Genomic DNA, 21,949 nt, shown 5'->3' on the forward strand with positions numbered 1-21,949 from the left:
GGACCACACGCATGACGCTGCTTCCGCAAGAGATCATCCGCGACAAGCGCGACGGCCGGGCTCTGGCCCCGGAGGCCATCGACGCCTTCGTCGCCGGCATCGGCGCGGGCAAGGTCACCGAGGCGCAGGTCGCAGCCCTTGCCATGGCGATCTTTTTCCAGGGCATGTCGATGGCCGAACGCATCGCGCTGACCCGCGCCATGACCCATTCCGGCGATGTCCTGTCGTGGCGTGACCTCGATCTGTCCGGCCCGGTGCTCGACAAGCATTCGACCGGCGGGGTCGGCGACACCGTCTCGCTCATGCTGGCGCCGATGGTCGCGGCAGCCGGCGGCTTCGTACCGATGATTTCCGGTCGCGGCCTCGGCCATACCGGCGGCACCCTCGACAAGCTCGAATCGATCCCCGGCTATGACGCGACACCTTCGCTCGACCGCCTGCGCCGGACCGTCAGGGAGGTTGGCTGCGCCATCATCGGGCAGACTGCCAATCTGGCGCCGGCCGACAAGGTGATCTATGGCGTCCGCGACGTCACGGCGACGGTCGAATCGATCCCGCTGCTGACCTCCTCGATCCTGTCGAAAAAACTCGCCGCCGGCCTCGACGGGCTGGTGATGGACGTCAAGACCGGCTCGGGCGCCTTCATGCCGGAATTCCCACGCTCGAAGGAGCTGGCCGAATCCATTGCCACCGTTGCCGCCGGCGCCGGCCTGCCGACGGTCGCGCTGGTCACCGCCATGGACCAGCCGCTCGCCAACGCCGCCGGCAATGCCGTCGAGGTTCGCTGGGCGATCGACTATCTCTCGGGCCGGCATCGCCAGTCCCGCCTGCATGGCGTCACCATGGCGCTCGCCGCCGAACTCCTGGTGCTGGGCAAGCTCGCTCCGAACCTCGACCAGGCCCAGGGCAAGCTCGAACGGGTGCTCGACAACGGCCGTGCCGCCGAAACCTTCGAGCGCATGGTCGTGGCGCTGGGTGGTCCCGGCGACCTGATGGAGAGCCCCGACAAACACTTGCCGCGGGCGCCACTGATCCGGCCGGTACTGGCGGCCGCCGCCGGAACCGTGACCACCATCGATACCCGCGCCATCGGCATGAGCGTGGTGGCGCTGGGCGGCGGACGCACCCGCTCGGCCGATCCGGTCGATCACGCCGTCGGCCTGACCGATCTGGTCATGCTCGGCGAGGCCATTGAACGGGGCCAGCCGCTGGCCATGGTCCATTCGCGCGACGAGGCCGGCTTCGACGCCGCCGCGGCGATGATCCACGCCGCGATCACGCTCGATCATGGCGGTGCCCTGGTCGGCGCGCTCGTCCAGGCCCGGATCGCGGGGTGAAACCATGGCCCGCGCGCTGATCCTGGTGCTCGATTCCGTCGGCATCGGCGCCGCCGAGGATGCCGAACGTTATGGCGATGTCGGATCCGATACGCTCGGCCATGTTGCCGCATGGTTCGCCCAGCGTGGGCCCGGCCTGCATTTGCCGAACCTTGCAACGCTTGGCCTCGCCAAGGCGGCCGAGGCCTCCACCGGCCGCATGCCGCCGGGGCTCGCCGCCACCGGCCGGATCACCGCCCGCTACGGTTACGGCGTCGAGACCTCCCGGGGCAAGGACACGCCGTCCGGCCATTGGGAGATCGCCGGCGTGCCGGTCGCGACCGACTGGGGTTATTTCCCGGATACCCAACCGTGCTTTCCGCCCGAACTGATCGCGGCTCTGGTCGGGCGCTGCGGCCTCGACGGAATTCTCGGCGATCGTCATGCCTCCGGCACCGCCATCATCGCCGAACTCGGTGACGAGCATATCGCGACAGGCAGGCCGATCGTCTACACCTCGGCCGATTCGGTCATGCAAATCGCCGCCCACGAACAGGCCTTCGGGCTCGAGCGGCTCTATGCCGTCTGCGCCGTCGCGCGCGAGCTCTGCGATCCCCTTGATATCGGCCGGGTCATCGCCCGGCCTTTCCTCGGATCGTCGGCCGCCGATTTCGTCCGCACCGGCAATCGCCGCGACTATGCCGTGCCGCCGCCGGCGCCGACCATCCTGGAACTTGCCGAGAAGGCTGGCCGGACCGTCATCACGATTGGCAAGATCGGCGACATCTTCGCCCATGTCGGCACCGGCGAGGTGCTCAAGGCCGCCGGCAACATGGCACTGTTCGACCGCATGCTCGAAGGCCTGGACCGGCTGCCCGAGCAAGGGCTGCTGATGGCCAATTTCATCGATTTCGATTCGCTCTACGGCCACCGCCGCGACCCGAAGGGTTATGGCCAGGCCTTGAAGGAATTCGACGCCCGACTGCCGGAGCTGGCGGCGCGCCTGAAGCCTGGCGATCTCGTGGTGATTTCGGCCGATCACGGCTGCGATCCGACCTATCCCGGCTCCGAACACACGCGCGAGCACGTGCCGATCCTCGCCTATGGCCCGGGCCAGCCGACCGGCCCGATCGGCCGGCGCGACAGCCTGGCCGACATCGCCGCGACGGTTGCCCGCCATCTCGATCTCACCGCGCCCGGCGCCGGCACGCCGTTCTAGAACTGCCGCCGGATTCGGAACCACCTCACCTTGCGGCGCGTTCCGCGTCGTGTTTCACAGGGACGTAAGCGGTTTCGACAGAGGGCGGCGCATGTCACTTCTCCAGGTCTATTGGCGGGTTCTGATGCAACTCGGGCCGGAGAAGCGGCTCGGCCTGACCCTGCTCACCTGCAATATCGTGCTGGCCTGCATCATGTTCGCCGAACCGATCCTGTTCGGCCGGATCATCGACACGCTGTCGAACGCGCAGGCGCGCGGCCGCACCATCACCTGGGGTGAATTGCTGCCCTTGGTCATCGCCTGGGTATCGTTCGGCCTGTTCACCATCGGTGCCGGCGTGCTGGTCGCCTTGCATGCCGACCGCATGTCGCATCGCCGTCGGCTGGCGTTCATGCAGCATTTCTTCGAGCACGTGCTCAACCTGCCGCTCAGCTACCATTCCGGCACCCATTCCGGCCGGCTCCTGAAGCAGATGTTGGAAGGCTCCAACGCCATGGCCTGGCTGTTGCTGTCCTTCCTGCGCGAGCACTGCGCCTCGATGATCGCGCTGGTCATCCTGGTGCCGGTTTCGCTTTGGGTGAACTGGCGGCTGGGCAGCCTGCTGGTGGTCATGGTGTTCTTCTTCTTTTTCCTGACCAGCTATGTGCTGCGCAAGACCGAGACGCTGCAGGGCAAGGTCCAGGAGTTTCACAATGCGCTCGCCGAACGCGCCACCGATGCGCTCGGCAACGTGCCGGTCATCCAGTCGTTCACCCGGATCGACGCCGAAGTGCGCGCCATGCGCTCGACCGTCGACGCCCTGCTGGCGGCCCAGATCCCGGTCTTGTCCTGGTGGGCGATCGCCGCCGTCGCCTCGCGGGCCTCGGCGACGCTGACGGTCCTGTCGATTTTCCTGACCGGCACCTGGCTGCATATCAACGGGCTCGCCAGCATTGGCGAGATCGTCACCTTCATGGGTTTCGCCACCATGCTGATCGCCAGGCTCGAGGCGCTGGTCGGCTTCATCAACGCGGTGTTCCTGGAAGGCCCGAAGATCAAGGACTTCTTCGACGTCATCGACACCAGCCCGCAGGTGCGCGACCGGCCCAATGCCATCGACGTCGGCAAGGTCGTCGGCAAGGTCGCCTTCGAGAATGTTTCGTTCTCTTATGACGGCAAGCGCGCGGCGGTGGCCGACCTGTCCTTTGTCGCGGCCCCCGGCGATACCATCGCGTTGGTCGGCTCGACCGGTTCCGGCAAGTCCACCACGCTGTCGCTGCTGCACCGGGTGTTCGACCCGCAGTCCGGCCGCATCACCATTGACGGCCATGACATCCGCGACGTGACCATGGTGTCGCTCCGCCGCAATATCGGCGTGGTGTTCCAGGAACCCATGCTGTTTGCCCGCACCATCAAGGAAAACCTGCAGGTTGGCCGCGCCGACGCCACCGACGCCGAGATCTGGGCGGCCTGCCAGCGGGCCCAGGCCGCCGACTTCCTGGGGCGTCAGCCGGATGGGCTGGATACCGAAATCGCCGAACGCGGCCGGTCGCTCTCAGGCGGCGAGCGCCAGCGCCTGTCGATCGCGCGCGCCCTGTTGAAAGACCCGCCGGTGCTGATTCTCGACGAGGCGACCTCGGCACTCGACGCGACCACCGAACAGAAGCTGCAGGCGGCGCTGGTCGAGGTGATGAAGGGGCGTACCACCTTCGTCATCGCCCACCGGCTCGCCACCATCCGGCACGCCACCCGCATCCTGGTCTTCGAACAGGGCCGCGTGGTCGAAAGCGGCACGTTCGAGGAACTGGTGGCCCAGGGCGGCGTGTTCGCCGGCCTGGCGCGGGCGCAGTTCATGACCGGCGAGCACGAGAAGAAGCCGGAGCCGTCGATCGTCGAGACCTGAGGCGGTCTCAGACGAAGCGCAGCGACATCGGCTGGACGGCGAGCCCCTCGACCACCGTCGTCCAGAGTTCTCCCGGCGCGACCGGCAAGGCGCGTGTCACCGTGCCGGTGGTGATGATTTCGCCCGCACCGATCGGCATGGCCTGCGCATCCTCGGCGAGCACGCCGGCAAGATGCCTGATCGCCGACAAGGGCCCGCCCAGCACATTGGCCGCCACACCGCGATCGGCAACCACGCCGTCCTTCGACAGGGTGATCGAAAAGCCGGTGAGCGCGTCGAGCCACGGCTCGGGATCGCCGCCGACCGGCAGTTGCGGCCCGCAATAGAGCGCGCCGTGCAGGCCGAAGGCGGCAATGCAATCGGCCGCCTGGAAGCGCCAGCCGGGATAAAGCGACTGGACGATCTCGAAGCCATGGGCGACCCAGCCGATCGCGCCGAGAATCGCCCGTTCATCCATGTCGGACGTCACGCCGGCCTTGAAGCCGAACACGATTTCCGGCTCGATCCGCGGTTCGACCAGCCGGCTGAGCGGCGCCTCGGCCGGCCCGGTCACCGCGGTATAGGTCTTGTCGTAGACCGGTCCCCAGATCGGCGAATAGACCCCGTATTCGTCCCAGATCGTCCGGTTGGTGAAGCCGATCTTGCGGCCGATCACCGTTTCGCCGCGCGCGGTCCGCCGCCGCGTGATCTCGTGCGAGACCTTCTGTGCGTCCTCGGCTGAAAAGGTCGGCTCCAGGCCGGTCAACGGGCCGATCTGCCGCCGGCCGTCATAGGCCGCGAGAATCTCGTCCGCGAACTGGCGGGTCTGCGAAGAGCACAACGACATGGGACACGAGCCCGCCGGACGAGAACGACACGCCCCCGGCCTCAAGCCGGAGGCGATGGATCGAACCTGGCGTCGCTTACTGCGGCGCCGCCGGGGCCGGAGCCGGAGGCACGACCGGCGCCGGCGTCACCGTTTCGGCCGGAGCCGGAGCCGGAGCCGCGGGCAGTGCTGGCGTCGCCGGAGCGGCGGCGCTGCGGGTGCCGGGCGGGAATTTCGCATCCGTCCTGACCCCACGCAGCAGATCGAAGGCATGGTTCAGCTGGAGGTCGTCCTTCTGCTCACGCGGCACATAGCCGGATGAGGCCGAACGCTCCTCGTTGGCGTCCTGGTTCGGGTTGCGCAAATGGCCACGCAGGCCCGCCTCGCCACGGTTCTGCGCCTGCGCTTCGGCGGCGCGGGCCCTCAGCTCTTCCGGCAGCGGCTGCTCGGTGAGGATATCGGGATCGATGCCGCGGGCCTGGATCGAGCGGCCCGACGGCGTGTAATAGCGCGCCGTGGTCAGCCGGAGCGCACCCTGGCTGCCGAGCGGAATGATCGTCTGCACCGACCCCTTGCCGAACGACCGGGTGCCGAGCACGGTCGCCCGCTTATGGTCCTGCAGCGCACCGGCGACGATCTCCGAGGCCGAGGCGGAACCGCCATTGATCAGCACGATGATCGGCTTGCCGCCGGTCAGATCGCCCGAGCGGGCGTTCCAGCGTTGCGTCTCCTCGGCGTTCCGGCCGCGGGTCGAGACGATCTCGCCGCGCTCCAGGAAGGCATCGGACACCGAAATCGACTGATCGAGCAGGCCGCCCGGATTGTTTCTGAGGTCGACGACATAACCGCGCAGCTTGTCGGCCGGCACCTTGTTGCGGATCTCCTCCAGCGCGCGGCGCAGGCTGTCGGTCGTCTGCTCGTTGAACTGCGAGATACGGACATAACCGATATCGTCGCCGATGATCTGATGCCGCACGGCGCGGATGACGATGCGATCGCGGGTGATCGGAATATCGCGGGGCGCCGCGGTGCCGGGACGGGTGACGCGGATGGTGATCGCGGAGCCCACCGGCCCGCGCATCTTTTCCACCGCCTGCTGCAGCGTGAGGCCCTGGATCGGCTCGTTGTCGATATGGGTGATGATGTCATTGGCCAGGATGCCGGCCTTGGAGGCGGGCGTGTCGTCGATCGGCGCGACCACCTTGATCGCGCCGTCTTCCTGGGTGACCTCGATGCCCAGTCCGCCGAACTCGCCGCGGGTCTGCACCTGCATGTCGCGGAAATTGCGCGCGTCCATGAAGCTCGAATGCGGGTCGAGCGAGGTCAGCATGCCGTTGATGGCGGCCTCGATCAGCTTGGCGTCATCCGGCTTCTCGACATAGTCCGAACGCACCCGTTCGAAGATGTCGCCGAACAGATTGATCTGCCGATAGGTGTCGGATCCTGCGGCATTGGCGCTCATCCCCAGGATCGCGCGCGGCTGGGACACCGCGACAGTCGCGAGCGCGCCCATGGCGGCGCCGGCAAGGAGGAGCGAAGCTTTGCGCATCATCCGCGAACCCTTTCATTGGTCTGAACGCCCGGAGCCCGGGGGGCCCACCAAGGCGCGGGGTCGATATTCGACCCATCCTTGCGGAACTCGACATAGAGGACGGGCTGAGAAGAGCCCGTTGTCACCGCCGCGGCCGGAGGGGGTGCGTCACCCATGACGCCCACCGGCTCGCCGGCCAAGACGAACTGACCAAGATCAACGGTGATCCTGTCCATTCCGGCGAGGACGACATGATACCCGCCCCCGGCATTCAGGATCAAGAGTTGTCCGTAGGTCCTGAACGGGCCCGAATAGACCACCCACCCGTCGGCCGGCGCGGTCACGGAAGCGCCGGCGCGGGTCGCGATCGACTGGCCACGCTCGATTCCGCCCAATCCGTCCTGGGCGCCGAATTCACGCAAACGCACACCCAGGACCGGCAAAGGCAGGCTCCCGCGGGTCTGTGCGAAGGGAATTGCCGGGTTCATGCGCCCGGCATTCTGCAAAGCCGCCATCTGCGACCGCCGGTCGGTCAGGCCTGGTCCACGCGCCACCACCGAGGTGCGGGCGGCCTCCGCGGCCCGTTGCGCCGCGGCGATTTCGGTTTCCATCCGGCCGATCAAAAGTTCGAGATTACCGGCCTGGCGTGACAATCCGGCCGCCCTCAGCTTCTCGGCGTCGAGCGATTGCTCGTTTGCCGCCACCTGCTTCTGACGCGCCTCGGCCAGCGCCTCCAGGCGAATGCGCTCGGTGTCCAGCGCGATCATGTCCTGTTTCAGCGTGTCCCGTTCGGTGGCGATCGACCGGCGCACCGCGGCGAGATCTTCCAGATCGCGCGCCAGGACACGCACGGCATCACGCATTTCCGGCACCAGCGTGCCGAGCAGCATGGCGGTCCGCACCGTCTTCAAAACGTCGTCGGCGCCGACAAGCATCGCCGGCGGTGGTCGCCGGCCCATGCGTTGCAGCGAGGCCAGCACCTGGGCGATCAGGTCGCGCCGCGTATCGAGCGACGCCCGGATCTCGGCCTGGCGGCCGTCGAGGCCGGCGAGCCTCGCCTCGCTCTCGATCACCTTGCCTTCGAAGGCCCGGACCTTGGCGGCGGCCTCGATGCCGGAACGCACCAGGGCGGCCCGATCGGCCCGCATGGTGCTGATTTCCTGCTCGATCCGCGCCCGTTCGGCGCCGGTCCGCTGCATGTCGCTCTTGATGGCGTCGAGTTCGCGCTGGCGCTCCTGACGCTCAGCCTCCGCCCGCTCGGCCGGCGACGGCGTCTGGGCGGCCGCCGGCATGGCGACGACAATGGGAGCGAGGATGGCGAGGCTGAGACGCATCGGGCCCGAATCAGGAGGGCGGAACAGAACCGAACGATACACTCAGGTTGGGCCGGGGCGGAATCAGGGCAAGCGGTTGTTGCTTTGAAGGCGCAGTCACCGCCGCACCCGGCGACGCCGTTCAGTTGAACAGCGCGTCGATGTCGTCCTGGCTGGCATGGCCGCTGTCGCCGTCGATCTTCGGCCCGTTGACCAGGGCCGCGTCGCCGGTCGCCTCGGCGATGGCGTCGATATCGACATCCTTGAAGCTGTCGAGCCCGCCCCAGATGTCCATCATCTTGACGATGCGCTCTTCGATGAACTTCAGCGTATTGACCACCTTGGTGATGCGCTGGCCGGTGAGATCCTGGAAATTGCAGTGCTCGAAGATCGTGATGATCTTCTGCTGGACGTCGTCGATGGCGCCGCGATCCTGCTGGCTCTTGAGTTTCGCCGAAAGATGGCTGGCGATCTGATCGATCGCTTCGGCCGCGGTCAGAATGCCTTCGGTCGCCAGTTCCGTGCCGGACACGATCGCGTCGAGCTCGTGGGTGACGCGGGTCATCTGCTTGCCCTGGAAGCCGGAGACATGCAGCGTCGCGATCTCGTGTTTGGTCTGGTTGATCGCCTGGTAGATGCTGTCGAGCTCGGCCTTCAGCTTCATCGCCTCCTGCATCTCGCTGCGATAGGCGTCGATCATCTGCCGCGAGACCTCTTCCGGCGGCCGGATCAGCGCGCGCAGCGATTTCAGCTCGGACATGATCTCCTGATGGCCGGAACCGGCCGGGGAGCCGTCATTCGCCGTGACGGCAAGCTCCGCCGGCTGCGAAAAGGATTCGATGCGGAAGGCTTTTTTATTCGCGCGCATGAACAACCTGAATGTCGATCGACCGGCCGGACCATCGATGGCCCGCGATCGGAACCCTTGGTCGCGCGTGGTTAAGAACGGGTTCCGGCCGTGCCGCAAATTCCACTGGCAGCATGTGAAAAGGCGTTAACCTTTCCAAACGCCTAATTCATCACCCGTTAACCCTGATCAGCGTGATTTTACTGGGAGTTAAGCCTAAAGGAAACTTGCGGAGCAGGGGCGATGTCGCGGCGGCATCAGGCCTGCCTTGTTTACCGTTTTCTCGCCGTTTCAACGCTTCAGTGGGCCAGGAAAACCGGGGCCGCCTGCTCCGCCGATGCGTTTGAACCGGGTTCGCCGATGACCAAGCTCGCCCTCACCGCCGCCCTGTTCGGCCTGCTGGCGCCAAATCTCGCCCTGGCCCAGGACGGCTCCGCGCCGCGCGGCGTGATCTATGCCGAGCGCGGCATGATGCCGGCCGCCTCCACCGCCATCCGCTCGCGCCCGATGACAGCCTATGCCGAGCCCGCCGGATCAGCCGGCCGGCGCGGCGCGATGGGCGGCGGCTTCATCGAATATCTGTTCAACGGCGGCGAGGCGCCGCCGGCCCCACGCGGCGCGCGTGCTGTGCCGGTGTCGCCGGTCACCCCAGCTCCGGTCGGCGCTGTGCCGTCGATCGAGGAGCGGGTCATTCCGCTGCAGCGCCGGGCCGCCCGCGACCCGGCCGCGCTCGCCATGCCGGACCAGCCGGGCGTGCCGCGCGGCATGCATCCGCGCTTCCTGCCGCAGACGGTTGCCTATCAGACGAGCCAGCGGCCCGGCACCATCATCATCGATACCCGCGAGCGTTTCCTCTATCTGGTCGAGGCCAATGGCATGGCCAGGCGCTACGGCGTCGGCGTCGGCCGCCCGGGCTTCGGCTGGACCGGCAACAAGACGATCACCCGCAAGGCCGAGTGGCCGGACTGGCGCCCGCCCGCCGACATGCTGCGCCGCCGCCCGGACCTGCCGCGCTTCATGGCGGGCGGCCCGGCCAATCCGCTCGGCGCACGCGCCATGTATCTCGGTTCGTCGCTCTACCGCATCCATGGCTCGAACGAGCCGCACACCATCGGCACCTATGTCTCCTCGGGCTGCTTCCGCATGCGCAACGAGGACGTCACCGATCTCTACGAGCGCGTCCGGGTCGGCACCAAGGTGGTCGTGATGTGACCGGCGGCCGGCACGGCCGGCCGGCGCCAGGCGAATAGAAATCTCCGCTCCGCAGATCACCCGCGCGTCGGTGTCGGTTGCACGACCCGGTCGCGCTGATATCGTCTTTATTGAATTTTTATAGCCTTCCCCGCTCTCCCGGAGACCATCATGTCCAAAGCGTCCGCGCTGCGTCTTGTCGATGCCGATTCGGTCGGCACCGCCTCGGTTCCGAACGATCTCGAAGCCTTCTGGATGCCGTTCACCTCGAACCGCGCCTTCAAGGCCCGGCCGCGCATGGTCGCCCGCGCCAAGGACATGTATTATTACACCCCCGAAGGCCGCCCGGTGATGGACGGCACGGCGGGCCTGTGGTGCTCGAACGCCGGTCACGGCCGTGATCCGATCGTCCAGGCGATCCAGAAACAGGCGGCCGAGCTCGATTTCGCACCGTCGTTCCAATATGGCCACCCCAAGGCCTTCGAGCTGGCCAGCCGCATCGCGGCGCTGGCGCCGGCCGATCTCGACCACGTGTTCTTCTGCAATTCCGGCTCGGAAGCCGCCGACACCGCGCTGAAGATCGCGCTCGCTTATTGGAACGTCCGCGGCAAGGGTTCCAAGACCCGCCTGATCGGCCGCGAGCGTGGCTATCACGGTGTCGGCTTCGGCGGCATCACGGTTGGCGGCATCGTGCCGAACCGCAAGTTCTTCGGCTCGCTGCTCGCCGGCGCCGATCACCTGCCGCACACCTATAACCGCGAGGAGCAGCGCTTCTCGGTCGGCGAACCCGAGTGGGGCGCCCATCTCGCCGACGAACTGGAGCGGATCGTCGCGCTGCATGACGCCTCCACCATCGCCGCCGTCATGGTCGAGCCGATGGCCGGCTCGACCGGCGTTCTGCCGGCGCCGAAGGGTTATCTCAAGCGCCTGCGCGAGCTCTGCACCAAGCACGACATCCTCTTGATCTTCGACGAGGTCATCACCGGCTTCGGCCGCCTCGGCCACGCCTTCGCCTCCGAGCGCTACGGCGTGACCCCGGACCTCCTGACCTTCGCCAAGGGCGTCACCAATGCCACCGCCCCGATGGGCGGCGTCATTGCCCGCAAGGAGATCCACGACACCTTCATGACCGGCCCGGCCCATGTGGTCGAGCTGTTCCACGGCTATACCTATTCGGCCCATCCGCTGGCCTGCGCCGCCGGCCTCGCCACCCTCGACCTCTATCGCGACGAGGGCCTGTTCGAGCGCGCCAAGACGCTCGAGCCGCTCTGGGCCGAGGCGGTCATGAGCCTCAAGACCAAGCCGGGCGTGCTCGATATCCGCCAGGTCGGCCTGACCGCGGCGGTCGACTTCGAAGGCCGCAAGGATGCCGTCGGCAAGCGCGGTTACGATGCGCTCGAGCATGCCTTCCACGAAGAGGGCCTGATGATCCGCACCGCCGGCGACGCCATCGTGCTGACCCCGCCGCTGATCGTCACCGAGAGCCAGATCGCCGAGATGGTCGAGAAGGCCGGCCGGGTGATCGAGGCGACCGCCTGATCAAGGCCAATTGCTGCCTGCAAGTATCGAACCCCCGGTCGCCCAGCGCCCGGGGGTTTTGTTGTGCGGGGGTTGGTCCGCCAAGAGCCCGACAGAATGTTCACTTCGTCTTGCCCGGGCTTGTCCCGGGCATCCACGTCTCAACCCCGTGTCAATGCGTGGATGGCCGGGACGAGCCCGGCCAAGACGAACCGGGTCGTCTGCGGCCGGCAGGCCAATGACGAGCGATGCCTCACGTCCAGGCCAGGCCCGACGTGTTCAGGAACAGCGCGTAGAGCGAGGTCTGGCCGCAGATATAGAGCCGGTTGCGCTTGCGGCCGCCGAAACAGACATTGCCGACGATCTCACCGATCGGGATCGTGCCGAGATGGGTCCCGTCCGGGGCATAACAGAACACGCCGTGGCCGGCCGAGGTCCAGATATTGCCGTGGATATCGACGCGGAAACCGTCGAAAAAGCCGGCCGGACAGGTGGCGAAGACGCGCGGCCGTGCCACCGACCGGCCATCGGCGGCAACCTCATAAGCCGTGATGGTGACGGCCAGGTCAGGCACGTGCGAGCGGCCGGTATCGGCGACGTAAAGGGTCCTCTCGTCGGGCGAGAAGGCGAGCCCGTTGGGCTTCACCCGGTCGGTGATCATGGCGTCGACCGCGCCGGTCGCCCGGTCGATCCGGAACACGTAGGACGCGCCGATCTCGCTCGGAGCGGCATCGCCCTCATAGTCGCCGTCGATGCCGTAGGTCGGGTCGGTGAACCAGATCGACCCGTCCGATTTCACCACCACGTCGTTTGGCGAATTCAGCCGCTTGTCGTTCCAGCGGTCGGCGAGGATCACCCGGCTGCCGTCATGTTCGATGCGCGACACGCAGCGGCCGCGATGCTCGCAACAGACGAGCCGCCCCTGGCGGTCGACGGTATGGCCGTTGTGATGATTGCACGGGCTCATGAACACCGACACCGAGCCGTCGGTCTCGTCGAAGCGCATCAGCCGATCATTGGGGATGTCCGACCAGATCAGGTATTTGCCGGCCGGAAAATAGGCTGGCCCCTCGGCCCAGCGGCAGCCGGTATGAAGCTTTTCGAGCTTGGCATGGCCAATGATGAGCCGGGCGAAACGCGGATCGTGAATGACGACATCGCTCAACGGGCAATCCTCGGGTGACGGCGCAAAGGGCGGATCGAACAGGCAGCGCTCAGGCGAAGGCGAGCTGCACCTTCATGGCCCGCGAGCGGTCGGAGGCAAGGTCGAAGGCTTCGACCGCCCGGTCGACCGGGAAGGTCGCGGTCAGCAGCGGCCCGACATCGATCCGGCCTGCGCCCAGCATGGCGACGGCCAGCGCGAACTCCTCATGAAACCGGAAGCTGCCGCGCAGCTCCAGTTCCTTGGCGACCAGAACGCTGATCGGAATGGCGAATTCGCCGCCGGTGCCGACCTGGACGACAATCCCGCCCGGCCTGAGCGCGGCCAAGGCGCCGGTCAGCGCGCCGCCATTGCCCGAGGCTTCGAACAGCACGTCGAAAGAACCCTTGTCGGCCTCGTAGTCAGCCAGCGCTTGCGGCTCGGTCGCCGTGTTGACGGCCCGGTCGACGCCGAGCCGGCGCGCCATGGCGATCGGCGCTTCCGCGATGTCGGTGGCGACGATCTCGGCCGCCCCGGCGGCGCGGGCAGCCAGTGCGCAAAGCGCGCCGATCGGGCCGCAGCCGGTGACCAGCACGCGCTTGCCGAGCACTGCGCCGGCCCGGCGCACCGCATGCAGGCAGACCGCCAGGGGTTCGGCGAAGGCGGCTTCCGACAGGCTGACATGGTCGGCCACCCGGTGCGCCTGGACCGCGTCGCAGACCAGCACCTCGCGGAAGGCGCCCTGAATATGCGGAAACGGCATGGCCGAGCCATAAAAGCGCATGTTGAGACAGTGGTTGTGCCGGCCTTCCCGGCAATAACGGCACTGGCCGCAGGGCCGGCTCGGGCTGACCGCCACCCGGTCACCCGGCTTCAAGGCCACGACCGCCGGTCCGACCGCATCGACCACGCCGGCAATCTCGTGACCGAGGATCATCGGCTCCTTGATCCGGACCGTCCCGAAGCCGCCCTGGTGGTAATAATGCAGGTCCGAGCCGCAAATGCCGCCGGCGGCGATCTTGACGGCGATGTCGTGCGGCCCGAGCGCCTCGACGGCGCGCTCCTCGACGCGCAGATCGTGCGGGGCATGGATCACCAGCGCCTTCATGGCATGTCCTCGAAACTGACCATCCTGCGGCGGGCGTCGATGCGGTCGACCCGGTCGCATCTCATGCTATCGCTATTGCCCGGAGCCTGTCCCGCCCCGCTTGGAGCATTCCGCTCGAAGCGAGCCAAGCCGGCCGGAACGGCCCCGGGACAATGGGAGAGCCAAGACATGACGTCCTATTTCGACGTATCCGGACGCCTGGCGCTGGTCACTGGTTCCAGCGCCGGCATTGGCCTGGCGCTGGCCCGCGGCCTGGCGCGCGCCGGCGCCCGGGTGGTGCTCAATGGCCGCGACGTCGACCGGCTGAAACAGGCCGCCGACGGCCTGGCGGCCGAAGGGCTCCAGGTTCACAGCCTCGCCTTCGACGTCACCGACCCCGCGGCGGTGGCCGAGGCGGTCGATCGGATCGAGCGCGACATCGGTCCGCTCGACATCCTGATCAACAATGCCGGCATCCAGCGGCGCATGCCGCTGGACGAATTTCCCGAGGCAACCTGGCGCGAGCTGATGGCAACCAATCTCGACAGCGTGTTTTTTGTTGCCAAGGCGGTGGCCAAGGCGATGATCCCGCGCAAGTCGGGCGCCATCGTCAACATCTGCTCGGTGCAGAGCGAGCTGGGGCGCCCGGCCATTGCCCCCTATGCCGCCTCGAAAGGCGCCGTGAAGATGCTGACCAAGGGCATGGCGATCGACTGGGGCAAACACGGCATCCGGGTCAACGGCCTTGGTCCCGGCTATTTCAAGACCGAACTGAACAAGGCGCTGGTCGAGAACGAAGCTTTTTCGGCCTGGCTCACCGCCCGCACGCCGCTCGGCCGCTGGGGCGATGTCGATGAACTGGTCGGCGCCTGCCTGTTCCTGGTCTCGCCGGCGGCAAGCTTCGTCACCGGCCATGTGCTTTATGTCGACGGCGGCGTCACCGCGCAGCTTTGACAAGGCCGCGCAGCGCAGCGGCTGCGCAGTCAGAGCAGGGCGCGCATCCACACCGTCGCCGCCGCCGCTCCGGCATCCGGCGTACCGATGGCCCGGTCGCCGAGATAGGCGGCCCGGCCGAGCCGCGGGCGCATGCCGGCGGTGGCCTGAAAGCCCTTGTCCGCCGCTTCGACCGCCGCCCGCCAGGCCTCGGTCAGCGGCCTGCCATCCCTGGCCGCAGCCTCGAAAGCCTCGGCGCCCGGCACCAGGGCGTCCAGCATGGTGCGGTCGCCGGGCTTTGCGCCGCCAAGTTCGGTGATTGCGTCGACGCCGGCGCGAAAGGCCGCCGCATAGGCCTCGGCCTCCGCTCCCGCCCCGCTGTCGAGAACCCGCGCCGCGCGCATCAAGGCGACTGCGTAGAACGGCCCGGAACTGCCGGCGATTGCCCGGCGCAGCGCCCCGGCAAGCGCTGTCAGCGCGGTGGCCGGATCGCTGAACGCGCCATCGGGCAAGGCCCGAAGCGCTTCGGCGCCACGCAGCATGCTGATGCCGAGATCGCCGTCACCGGCCGCGCTGTCGAGGGTCGTGAGCCGTTCTTCGGCCGCCTCGAGCGCGGCCGCGACCTTGAACAGCCGGCCACGAACCTGCAGGTCGGCGATCCCGGCGGCGGCCGGGTCGGCCACCGCCGCCGGTCCGGGCAGGACTTTCGGGACCGCGATCCGGCCACCTCCGGGCCAGGCCGGCGCCGCGGCCGGCGCGTCGAGCAGGCTCAGGCTGTCGTCGTCGACCTCGAGCAGCGACAGCGAGCAGCCGGGCATTTCGATGGCGGTGAGGAAATTGCCGCTCCAGGCCCGTTCGACGCGGATGCCGCGCCCGCGCAGCACGGTGAGCGCCCGGCGGGCGACGATCGCCAGCTCCATGGGCGGCGTGCCGCCGAGGCCGTTGACCAGCAGCGCCACCCGGTCGCCATCGCCGAGCCCCTGATCTTTCAGGATGATCTCCAGCATGGTGTCGACCAGCGCGTCGGCCGCTTCCAGCGCGCCGCGCCGCACGCCTTGCTCGCCATGGATGCCGAGCCCGAGCTCGACCTCGTTGTCGCCAAGCAGAAAGCCGGGGCGACCGGCCGCCGGCACGGTGCAGGCGCCCAGCGCCACCCCCATCGTGCCGAGCCCGCCGGCTGCCTGGCGCGCCGTCTCGGCTACCCGCGCCAGCGGCCAGCCGGCTTCCGCCGCAGCACCGGCAATCTTGTGCACCAGCACCGTTCCGGCAATGCCGCGGCGGCGTTCGGCCGGCACCGTGTCGTGCAGAGCGACATCGTCGGCGACCATCACGATCTCGGTCGGAATGCCCTCGGCCTTGGCGAGTTCGGCGGCCAGGCCGAAATTCAGCCGGTCGCCGGTATAGTTCTTGACGACGAGCACCGCGCCGGCCGGCCCGGCGGCGGCGCGGATCGCGGTCAGCACCGCGTCGGCGCTTGGCGAGGTGAACACGTCGCCCGATATCGCGGCGGTCAGCAGGCCTTGCCCGACATAACCCGCATGGGCCGGCTCGTGGCCGGCGCCGCCGCCCGAGAGAACCGCGACCTTGCGCGCGCCGGGCTCGGGCAGCACGGCCCGGACGATCACGTCCTCATCGGCCAGCAAGGCCTGATCCGGGCAAAGGGCAACCAGCCCCTCGAGCATTTCCCGCACGACATGGCGCGGATCATTGACCAGCTTCTTCATGGGCGGTGCTTTCGTGATCGCGGCTGTCATGGCCGCGTGTCAGGCCCGGAGCGGATGGCGAGGCACCGCCCCGCCATCCCACGCCCGGCGCTCAGGCGCCGAGCCGGTTGGTCGCCAGCCGGAGTTCGACCAGCCTCGCATACATGCTGGCCGCATAGGGCAGCACCGCGTCATTGAAGTCGTAGCTCGGATTGTGGACATTGGCGCTGTCGCCATTGCCGATATTGATATAGGCGCCGGGCACCTTCTCCAGCATGAAGGAGAAGTCCTCCGAGCCCATGATCAGATCGCGCTCGCGGTTGACATTGGCCTCGCCGGCGATCTCGGCGGCAACGTCGGCGGCAAAAGCCGTCTCGTCGGCGCCGTTGACCAGGGGCGCGAAGATCAGCCGGAAGTCGACCTCGGCCGTGGCACCGAAACCGGCTGCCACGCCGGTCGCGATGCGCCGCATATTGGTCTCGATGATGTCAAGCACCTCGGGCTTGAACCAGCGGGCGGTGCCGCGCACCGCCGCCTGGTTCGGCACCACGTTATAGGCGTCACCGCCTTCGATCCGGGTGACGCTGATGACCGCCGCGTCGACCGCGCCGACATTGCGGGCCGGGATCGACTGCAGCGCCGTGACGATGTGGCAGGCGGTCAGCACCGGATCGACGCTGTGCTCGGGATGGGCGCCGTGCGAACCCTTGCCCTTGACGACGATGTCGAAAAACGCGCCGCCGGCCATCATCGGGCCCGGCCGGATCGCAAATTTGCCGACCGGCAATTGCGGCGCGTTGTGGAAGCCGAACAGTACGTCGCAGGGAAAGCGCTCGAACAGGCCGTCGGCCAGCATGGCGTTGGCGCCGCCGAGCCCTTCCTCGGCCGGCTGGAAGATCAGGTTGACCACGCCGTCGAAGCGGCGGGTCTCGGACAGGTAGCGCGCCGCGCCGAGCAGGCTCGCGACATGGCCATCATGGCCGCAGGCATGCATCCGGCCGTCGATCGTCGAGCGGTGGGCGAAGCTGTTGGCCTCCTGCATGGGCAGCGCGTCCATGTCGGCGCGCAGGCCGATCGAGCGCGAACTGTCGCCGACCTTCAGCCGGCCGACAACGCCGGTCTTGCCGACGCCGCGATGCACCTCGAAACCGAAACCGTCGAGCGTGCGGGCGATGAAGTCGGAGGTGCGTTTTTCCTCGAAGCCGACCTCGGGATGCCGGTGCAGGTCCTGGCGCCAGGCCGTCATCGTGTCTTCGAATGCCTTGATCTTGTCGAGAACGGTCATGCCGGGCTTTCCGCTGTGGAGAAAATTCGACCGCAAGCTAACACGGCCGGTCGCTCATGCCAGCGCGCTCGGCCGGCCAGCACCGCATTGGAGCCATCCCGCCTGCGCCTAGCCCGATCAGCAGCGTCGCGCTGCCTGCCTGCCGCCGGTCTCCGGCTGCCCAAGTTTATACTCATTCTAATCTTTGTTCAGTTTTGAGGCCTTTTAATGTACGACCAATCTAGAACAAGTATATAGTTTCAATGAATACGTAATGATTGTTGACGAGACAGAACTGCATCTGCATTTTGCGGCGCTTCAATGGCATTTTGGCTGGAAGATGAAGATGCAGCATGCGCCGCGGTTACGCAGAACTGGCAAGAGTCTGATCGTTGCGAGCCTTGGCGGGCTTGTCAGCGCCGGCATGGCCTTGCCGGCCCAAGCGCAACAGACCCAGGTCCTTGACGAGATCACCGTCACGGCAACCCGCGCAGCGCGCCCGATCGAGCAGGTTCCGACCACCGTCCAGGTGATCGAACGCGCCGAGATCGAGCAGCAGCTGCAGTTCTCGGCCAATCCGGCCGTCGCTCTCTCCAAGCTGGTGCCCGGCTATTCCGCCTCGACCGAGACGATCTCCAATGCCTCGGAAAGCTATCGGGGACGCAGCCTCCTGGTGATGATCGACGGCGTGCCGCTGAACACGCCGCTGCGCGACGTGTCGCGGATCGCCTCGCTGATCGACCTCAATTCGGTCGAGCGGATCGAAGTCGCGTCCGGCGCCTCCAGCCTCTATGGCGCCGGCGCCACCGGCGGCACGGTCAATTTCATCACCCGCCGGCCGGTCGACGGCAAGCCGCAGGTGACCGTCAGTTCGACACTCCGGGCGTTCACCGCCAATCCCGGCAATTCGCTGGCACCGGAGGTCTCGGTCAGCGTCCTCGGCGGCCAGAACGGCTTCGACTATTCGGTCATCGCCACCGGCCGCGCCGCCGGCCGCAGCTATGACGGCGCCGGCCGTGAACTGCCCTCCGACGCCATGCTCGGCCAGGGCGGCGGCGACCGCTATTGGAACGGCAACCTGTTCGCCCGCCTCGGTTACAATTTCGACGCCAGCCGGCGCTTCGAAGTCTCGGCGACCATGATCCGGCTGGAGCAGAACCCGCAATACAACACGCTCTATTCCGGCACCTATGCCCGGCCCGACACCTCGAGCCTCTATTCGGGCTCGAGCGTCATGGAGCGGACCAGCTCGTTCCAGGCGCGTTATACCGACACGTCGTTCCTGCTCGGCAATCTGTCGGTGCAGGGCTTCTACAACGACACCAACAAGCGGTTCAATTACTCGACCTATTCTTACCCCTATAACAGCCAGGTCTATTATTCCGGCAACCCGGCCTCGCCGACCAGCCCGGCGAACCAGACGGTCCTGCACTCGACCCGTTATGGCGTGAACGCGACCGTCGATACCCCGCTCGATTTCCTGTGGCGCGGCGCCCGGCTGACCTGGGGCGCCGACGCCATGCGCGATCACACCTCGCAGGAACTGGTCGACGGCCGCCAGGTGTTCACGCCCCTGGCCCAGACGACGCTGGCCGGCTTCACCCAGCTGCAGGTGCCGGTGGCCGACCGGCTGACCGTGCGCGGCGGCATCCGCTACGAGAGCTTCGCCCTGACCGTGTCGGACTATACCCGCCCCGACATCTATGCCGGCCTGAGCCCGGCCATGGTGTTCCTGCTGCCGGCGCTGAAGGTCACCGGCGGTTCGTTCAACTATTCCGCGCCGACCTATAATCTGGGCGCCACGTTCAAGCTGACCGATACGATCGATCTTTATGGCGGCTTCTCCCAGGGCTATGCCCTGCCTGATATCGGCGCCTTCACCCGCCGCGCCGGTTCGACGCTGGCCTATGCCTGTCCGGTCATGATGCCGGCCTGCCTTCCGGCCGGCACCACGGTCAGCTATTCCAGCATCGCGCCCCGGGCCCAGCTGGTGAACAATTACGAGATCGGCATCCGCGGCCGCATCGGCGCTTTCCGCGGCGGCCTCGCCGGCTTCGTCAGCACTTCGAACAACGGCGTCACCTTCGATCCCCTCAGCAACACCCTGTCCCAGCAGAAGGAGATGATCTACGGCATCGAGTTCCAGGGCGAGGTCGCGGTCTCCAGCGCGCTGACGCTTGGCACCAACATGACCTATCGCGAGGGTCGCTACGATTCCAACAAGGACGGCCGCCTCGACAGCTGGCTGCCCAACAACCGCATCGCCAATCCGTTCCGCGGCACGCTCTACGGCATCTACCGTTTCGACAACGATGTGGCGCTGCGCGTCGAGGGCGTCGGTTTCACCGCCCGCGAACAGCCGATCAACCTCGCCGGCACCATCTACAAGATCCGTCCCGGCTTCACCGTCAATGCCTCGGTGACCGCGCCGGTCTATGGCGGCCAGGCCTTCCTGGCGGTCAACAACCTGTTCGACACGCTCTATGAAAACCCGTCGGCGACCTCCGTGCGCAATCTCACCAGCTATGCCTGGGGCCGCACCGTCACCGCCGGCTATCGCCGCACCTTTTGAGCCCTGAGATCATGGTGGAACTCGACCAAGGCGCCGACGGCGTCGTGACCTTGCGGTTCCTGCCGCCCTATGGCGACAACGACGAGCGCGCCTATCTCGACGCGCTTGGGCTCGTCGGGCGGCTGGACAGGCGCTATGCGCTGCTGACCGTGTTCGGCGGCGGCGGCAAGCTGTCGGCGGCCGGTGAGCGCGAACAGGCGTTGTGGTTCAAGGCCACCCGCGACCAGATGAACCGGTGCTGCGCCGGCATCGCCATGATCCGCCCCGGCGCGACGGAAGCGACCGCCGCGGTGTTCCAGCGGCTCTGGCCCTTCCCGGTCTCGCTCGTGTCCGACGAGGCCGCCGGCCGCGCCGTCCTGCGCGCCCATCTCGGAGCCATCTCATGACGCTTGCGATCGACGACGCCCGACCGCCGGGCCGGATGCGCCTGTTCGTGGTTCTGGCCGGGCTCTATGTCGCCCAGGCGATCCCGTCCTATCTGTTCGCCGCCGCCATTCCGCCGATCATGCGCGAACAGGGCGTCTCGCGCACGGCCATCGGGTCGATCTCGCTCCTGTTCCTGCCACTGGTGCTGAAATTCCTCTGGGCGCCGCTGGTCGACCGCATCCGACCGCTGGCCCGCGCCCACCGGGCGAGCTGGGTGTTCCTCACCCAGGCCGGCATCGTCATCTGCATCCTCGGCCTCGTCGCCGTCGAGGTCACCGACGTGAAAGCGGTCCTGGCGATCGGCTTCGTCGCCTCTCTCCTGCTCGCCACCCAGGACATCGCCACCGACGGCTATGCCGCCAAACACCTGCCGGAACAGGACCGGGCGATCGGCAATGCCATTCAGGGCGGCGCGGTCGCCTTCGGCGTGGTGGTCGGCGGCACGCTCGGCCTGGTGCTCTACCACTATGCCGGCTGGGCCTGGATGCTGATGATCATCGCGGCGATTTCGGTGCTGCCGCTGGTCGCCGCCGTGATGATGCGCGAGGACGACCCGGCAGCCGCGGCGACGACACCGAGACCCTCGCTGATGGCCTTCCTGAAACGTCCGGAGGCGCGCCAGATCTTGTGGATCGCGCTGATCTACCGGGCGAGCGAAGGTTTCGTGAAGGCGATGGAAGGCCCCTATCTCGTCGATGTCGGCGTGCCGCTCAACCAGATCGGTTATCTCTCGGGAACCGCGGCGGCCACCGCCGGGCTTGCCGGCTCGGCCATTGCCGCCTGGCTGATCAAACGGCGGGGCCTGAGTTTCGTGCTCAGCCTGCTCGGCGGCATGCGCACCGTCTGCTTCCTGCTGTTCGCGCTGCACGCCTACGGGCTGATCACCGGCAAGGAGGCGCTGTTCGGCGCTGCGGGCTTCCAGACCTTGATCCGCTACATGGAGATCGTCGCGCTCTACAGCCTGTTCATGGCGGTGAGTTCATCCGAACAGCCGGGCACCGATTTCACCATTCTCGCCTGCGCCCAGCTGGTGGTTTATCTCGCCGGCTCGATGCTGTCAGGCCGCATCGCCGACTGGCTCGGTTATGGCGCGCTGTTCGCCCTGTCGACCGGTTTGTCCGCCATCGCCGTGCTGGCGACGCTGCGCATGTTGCGGCACGTCAGGCTCGGCCACAACGGCAGGCCGGCGCCGGCATGAGGT

17 protein-coding genes are annotated in these 21,949 nt (G+C 67.4%); 9 read left to right on the forward strand and 8 right to left on the reverse strand.

Features of this window, described 5'->3' with window-relative positions; translation table 11 throughout:
• Positions 1–11: 11 nt before the first annotated feature.
• The 3 genes from deoA (at position 12) to E8M01_RS11375 (ending at position 4,417) form a co-directional block, all read left to right on the forward strand.
• Positions 12–1,337 carry a thymidine phosphorylase gene (deoA, locus tag E8M01_RS11365; protein ID WP_136960219.1) on the forward strand — a complete coding sequence of 442 codons (1,326 nt, stop codon included), beginning with the start codon at positions 12–14 and terminating at the stop codon, positions 1,335–1,337.
• 4 nt (positions 1,338–1,341) lie between these two features.
• Positions 1,342–2,535: a phosphopentomutase gene (locus E8M01_RS11370; RefSeq protein ID WP_136960220.1), complete on the forward strand. Its 1,194-nt coding sequence runs from the start codon at positions 1,342–1,344 to the stop codon at positions 2,533–2,535.
• 91 nt (positions 2,536–2,626) lie between these two features.
• Positions 2,627–4,417 carry a glucan ABC transporter ATP-binding protein/ permease gene (locus E8M01_RS11375; protein ID WP_136960221.1) on the forward strand — a complete coding sequence of 597 codons (1,791 nt, stop codon included), beginning with the start codon at positions 2,627–2,629 and terminating at the stop codon, positions 4,415–4,417.
• Positions 4,418–4,424: 7 nt separating this feature from the next.
• Here the strand turns inward: E8M01_RS11375 and E8M01_RS11380 are convergent, their stop codons facing one another.
• The 4 genes from E8M01_RS11380 to E8M01_RS11395 form a co-directional block, all read right to left on the reverse strand.
• Positions 4,425–5,243, reverse strand: a complete 819-nt coding sequence (locus E8M01_RS11380; protein WP_136960222.1) for a 2-keto-4-pentenoate hydratase — start codon at positions 5,241–5,243, stop codon at positions 4,425–4,427.
• A 76-nt stretch (positions 5,244–5,319) separates the two neighbouring features.
• Positions 5,320–6,774, reverse strand: coding sequence for a S41 family peptidase (locus E8M01_RS11385; protein ID WP_136960223.1), 1,455 nt, complete (start codon positions 6,772–6,774; stop codon positions 5,320–5,322).
• A complete protein-coding gene (locus E8M01_RS11390) occupies positions 6,771–8,087 on the reverse strand; it encodes a murein hydrolase activator EnvC family protein (RefSeq protein ID WP_136960224.1) in 1,317 nt (438 codons plus the stop codon). The genes E8M01_RS11385 and E8M01_RS11390 overlap by 4 nt, the downstream gene beginning before the upstream one ends.
• Positions 8,088–8,208: 121 nt before the next feature.
• Complete coding sequence (locus E8M01_RS11395) at positions 8,209–8,826, reverse strand: protein phosphatase CheZ (RefSeq protein ID WP_342778700.1); 618 nt, start codon at positions 8,824–8,826, stop codon at positions 8,209–8,211.
• 447 nt (positions 8,827–9,273) lie between these two features.
• On the opposite strand from E8M01_RS11395, the gene E8M01_RS11400 reads away from it, so the two are divergent.
• Both E8M01_RS11400 and aptA read left to right on the forward strand, forming a co-directional pair.
• Positions 9,274–10,125, forward strand: coding sequence for a L,D-transpeptidase (locus E8M01_RS11400; protein WP_136960226.1), 852 nt, complete (start codon positions 9,274–9,276; stop codon positions 10,123–10,125).
• A 150-nt stretch (positions 10,126–10,275) separates the two neighbouring features.
• Positions 10,276–11,643 carry an omega-aminotransferase AptA gene (gene aptA / locus E8M01_RS11405; protein ID WP_246088685.1) on the forward strand — a complete coding sequence of 456 codons (1,368 nt, stop codon included), beginning with the start codon at positions 10,276–10,278 and terminating at the stop codon, positions 11,641–11,643.
• Positions 11,644–11,875: 232 nt separating this feature from the next.
• Here the strand turns inward: aptA and E8M01_RS11410 are convergent, their stop codons facing one another.
• On the reverse strand, positions 11,876–12,787 hold the full coding sequence (locus tag E8M01_RS11410; RefSeq protein ID WP_136960227.1) for an SMP-30/gluconolactonase/LRE family protein: 912 nt from the start codon (positions 12,785–12,787) through the stop codon (positions 11,876–11,878).
• Between the two features lie 49 nt (positions 12,788–12,836).
• Positions 12,837–13,871 (reverse strand): L-idonate 5-dehydrogenase, encoded by a 1,035-nt coding sequence (locus E8M01_RS11415; RefSeq protein WP_136960228.1) that lies wholly within the window; start codon positions 13,869–13,871, stop codon positions 12,837–12,839.
• Positions 13,872–14,039: 168 nt separating this feature from the next.
• Here E8M01_RS11415 and E8M01_RS11420 point away from each other — a divergent pair, with 168 nt between their 5' ends.
• Positions 14,040–14,804, forward strand: a complete 765-nt coding sequence (locus E8M01_RS11420; protein WP_136960229.1) for a glucose 1-dehydrogenase — start codon at positions 14,040–14,042, stop codon at positions 14,802–14,804.
• Between the two features lie 29 nt (positions 14,805–14,833).
• Here the strand turns inward: E8M01_RS11420 and E8M01_RS11425 are convergent, their stop codons facing one another.
• Together E8M01_RS11425 and E8M01_RS11430 are read right to left on the reverse strand one after the other, a co-directional pair.
• Positions 14,834–16,507 (reverse strand): dihydroxyacetone kinase family protein, encoded by a 1,674-nt coding sequence (locus E8M01_RS11425; RefSeq protein WP_136960230.1) that lies wholly within the window; start codon positions 16,505–16,507, stop codon positions 14,834–14,836.
• 91 nt (positions 16,508–16,598) lie between these two features.
• Entirely contained in the window at positions 16,599–17,771 is a 1,173-nt protein-coding gene (locus tag E8M01_RS11430) for a M20 aminoacylase family protein (RefSeq protein ID WP_136960231.1), read from the reverse strand.
• A 403-nt stretch (positions 17,772–18,174) separates the two neighbouring features.
• On the opposite strand from E8M01_RS11430, the gene E8M01_RS11435 reads away from it, so the two are divergent.
• Genes E8M01_RS11435 through E8M01_RS11445 form a run of 3 tightly spaced genes read left to right on the forward strand, consistent with a single transcriptional unit; the run spans position 18,175 to position 21,946 of the window.
• A complete protein-coding gene (locus E8M01_RS11435; protein ID WP_136960232.1) occupies positions 18,175–20,322 on the forward strand; it encodes a TonB-dependent receptor in 2,148 nt (715 codons plus the stop codon).
• A gap of 11 nt (positions 20,323–20,333) precedes the next feature.
• Positions 20,334–20,708, forward strand: a complete 375-nt coding sequence (locus E8M01_RS11440; protein WP_136960233.1) for a hypothetical protein — start codon at positions 20,334–20,336, stop codon at positions 20,706–20,708.
• On the forward strand, positions 20,705–21,946 hold the full coding sequence (locus E8M01_RS11445) for an MFS transporter (RefSeq protein WP_136960234.1): 1,242 nt from the start codon (positions 20,705–20,707) through the stop codon (positions 21,944–21,946). The genes E8M01_RS11440 and E8M01_RS11445 overlap by 4 nt, the downstream gene beginning before the upstream one ends.
• Positions 21,947–21,949 lie beyond the last annotated feature (3 nt).

Origin of the sequence: Phreatobacter stygius, assembly GCF_005144885.1 — a bacterium.
Classification (GTDB): Bacteria; Pseudomonadota; Alphaproteobacteria; order Rhizobiales; family Phreatobacteraceae; genus Phreatobacter; species Phreatobacter stygius.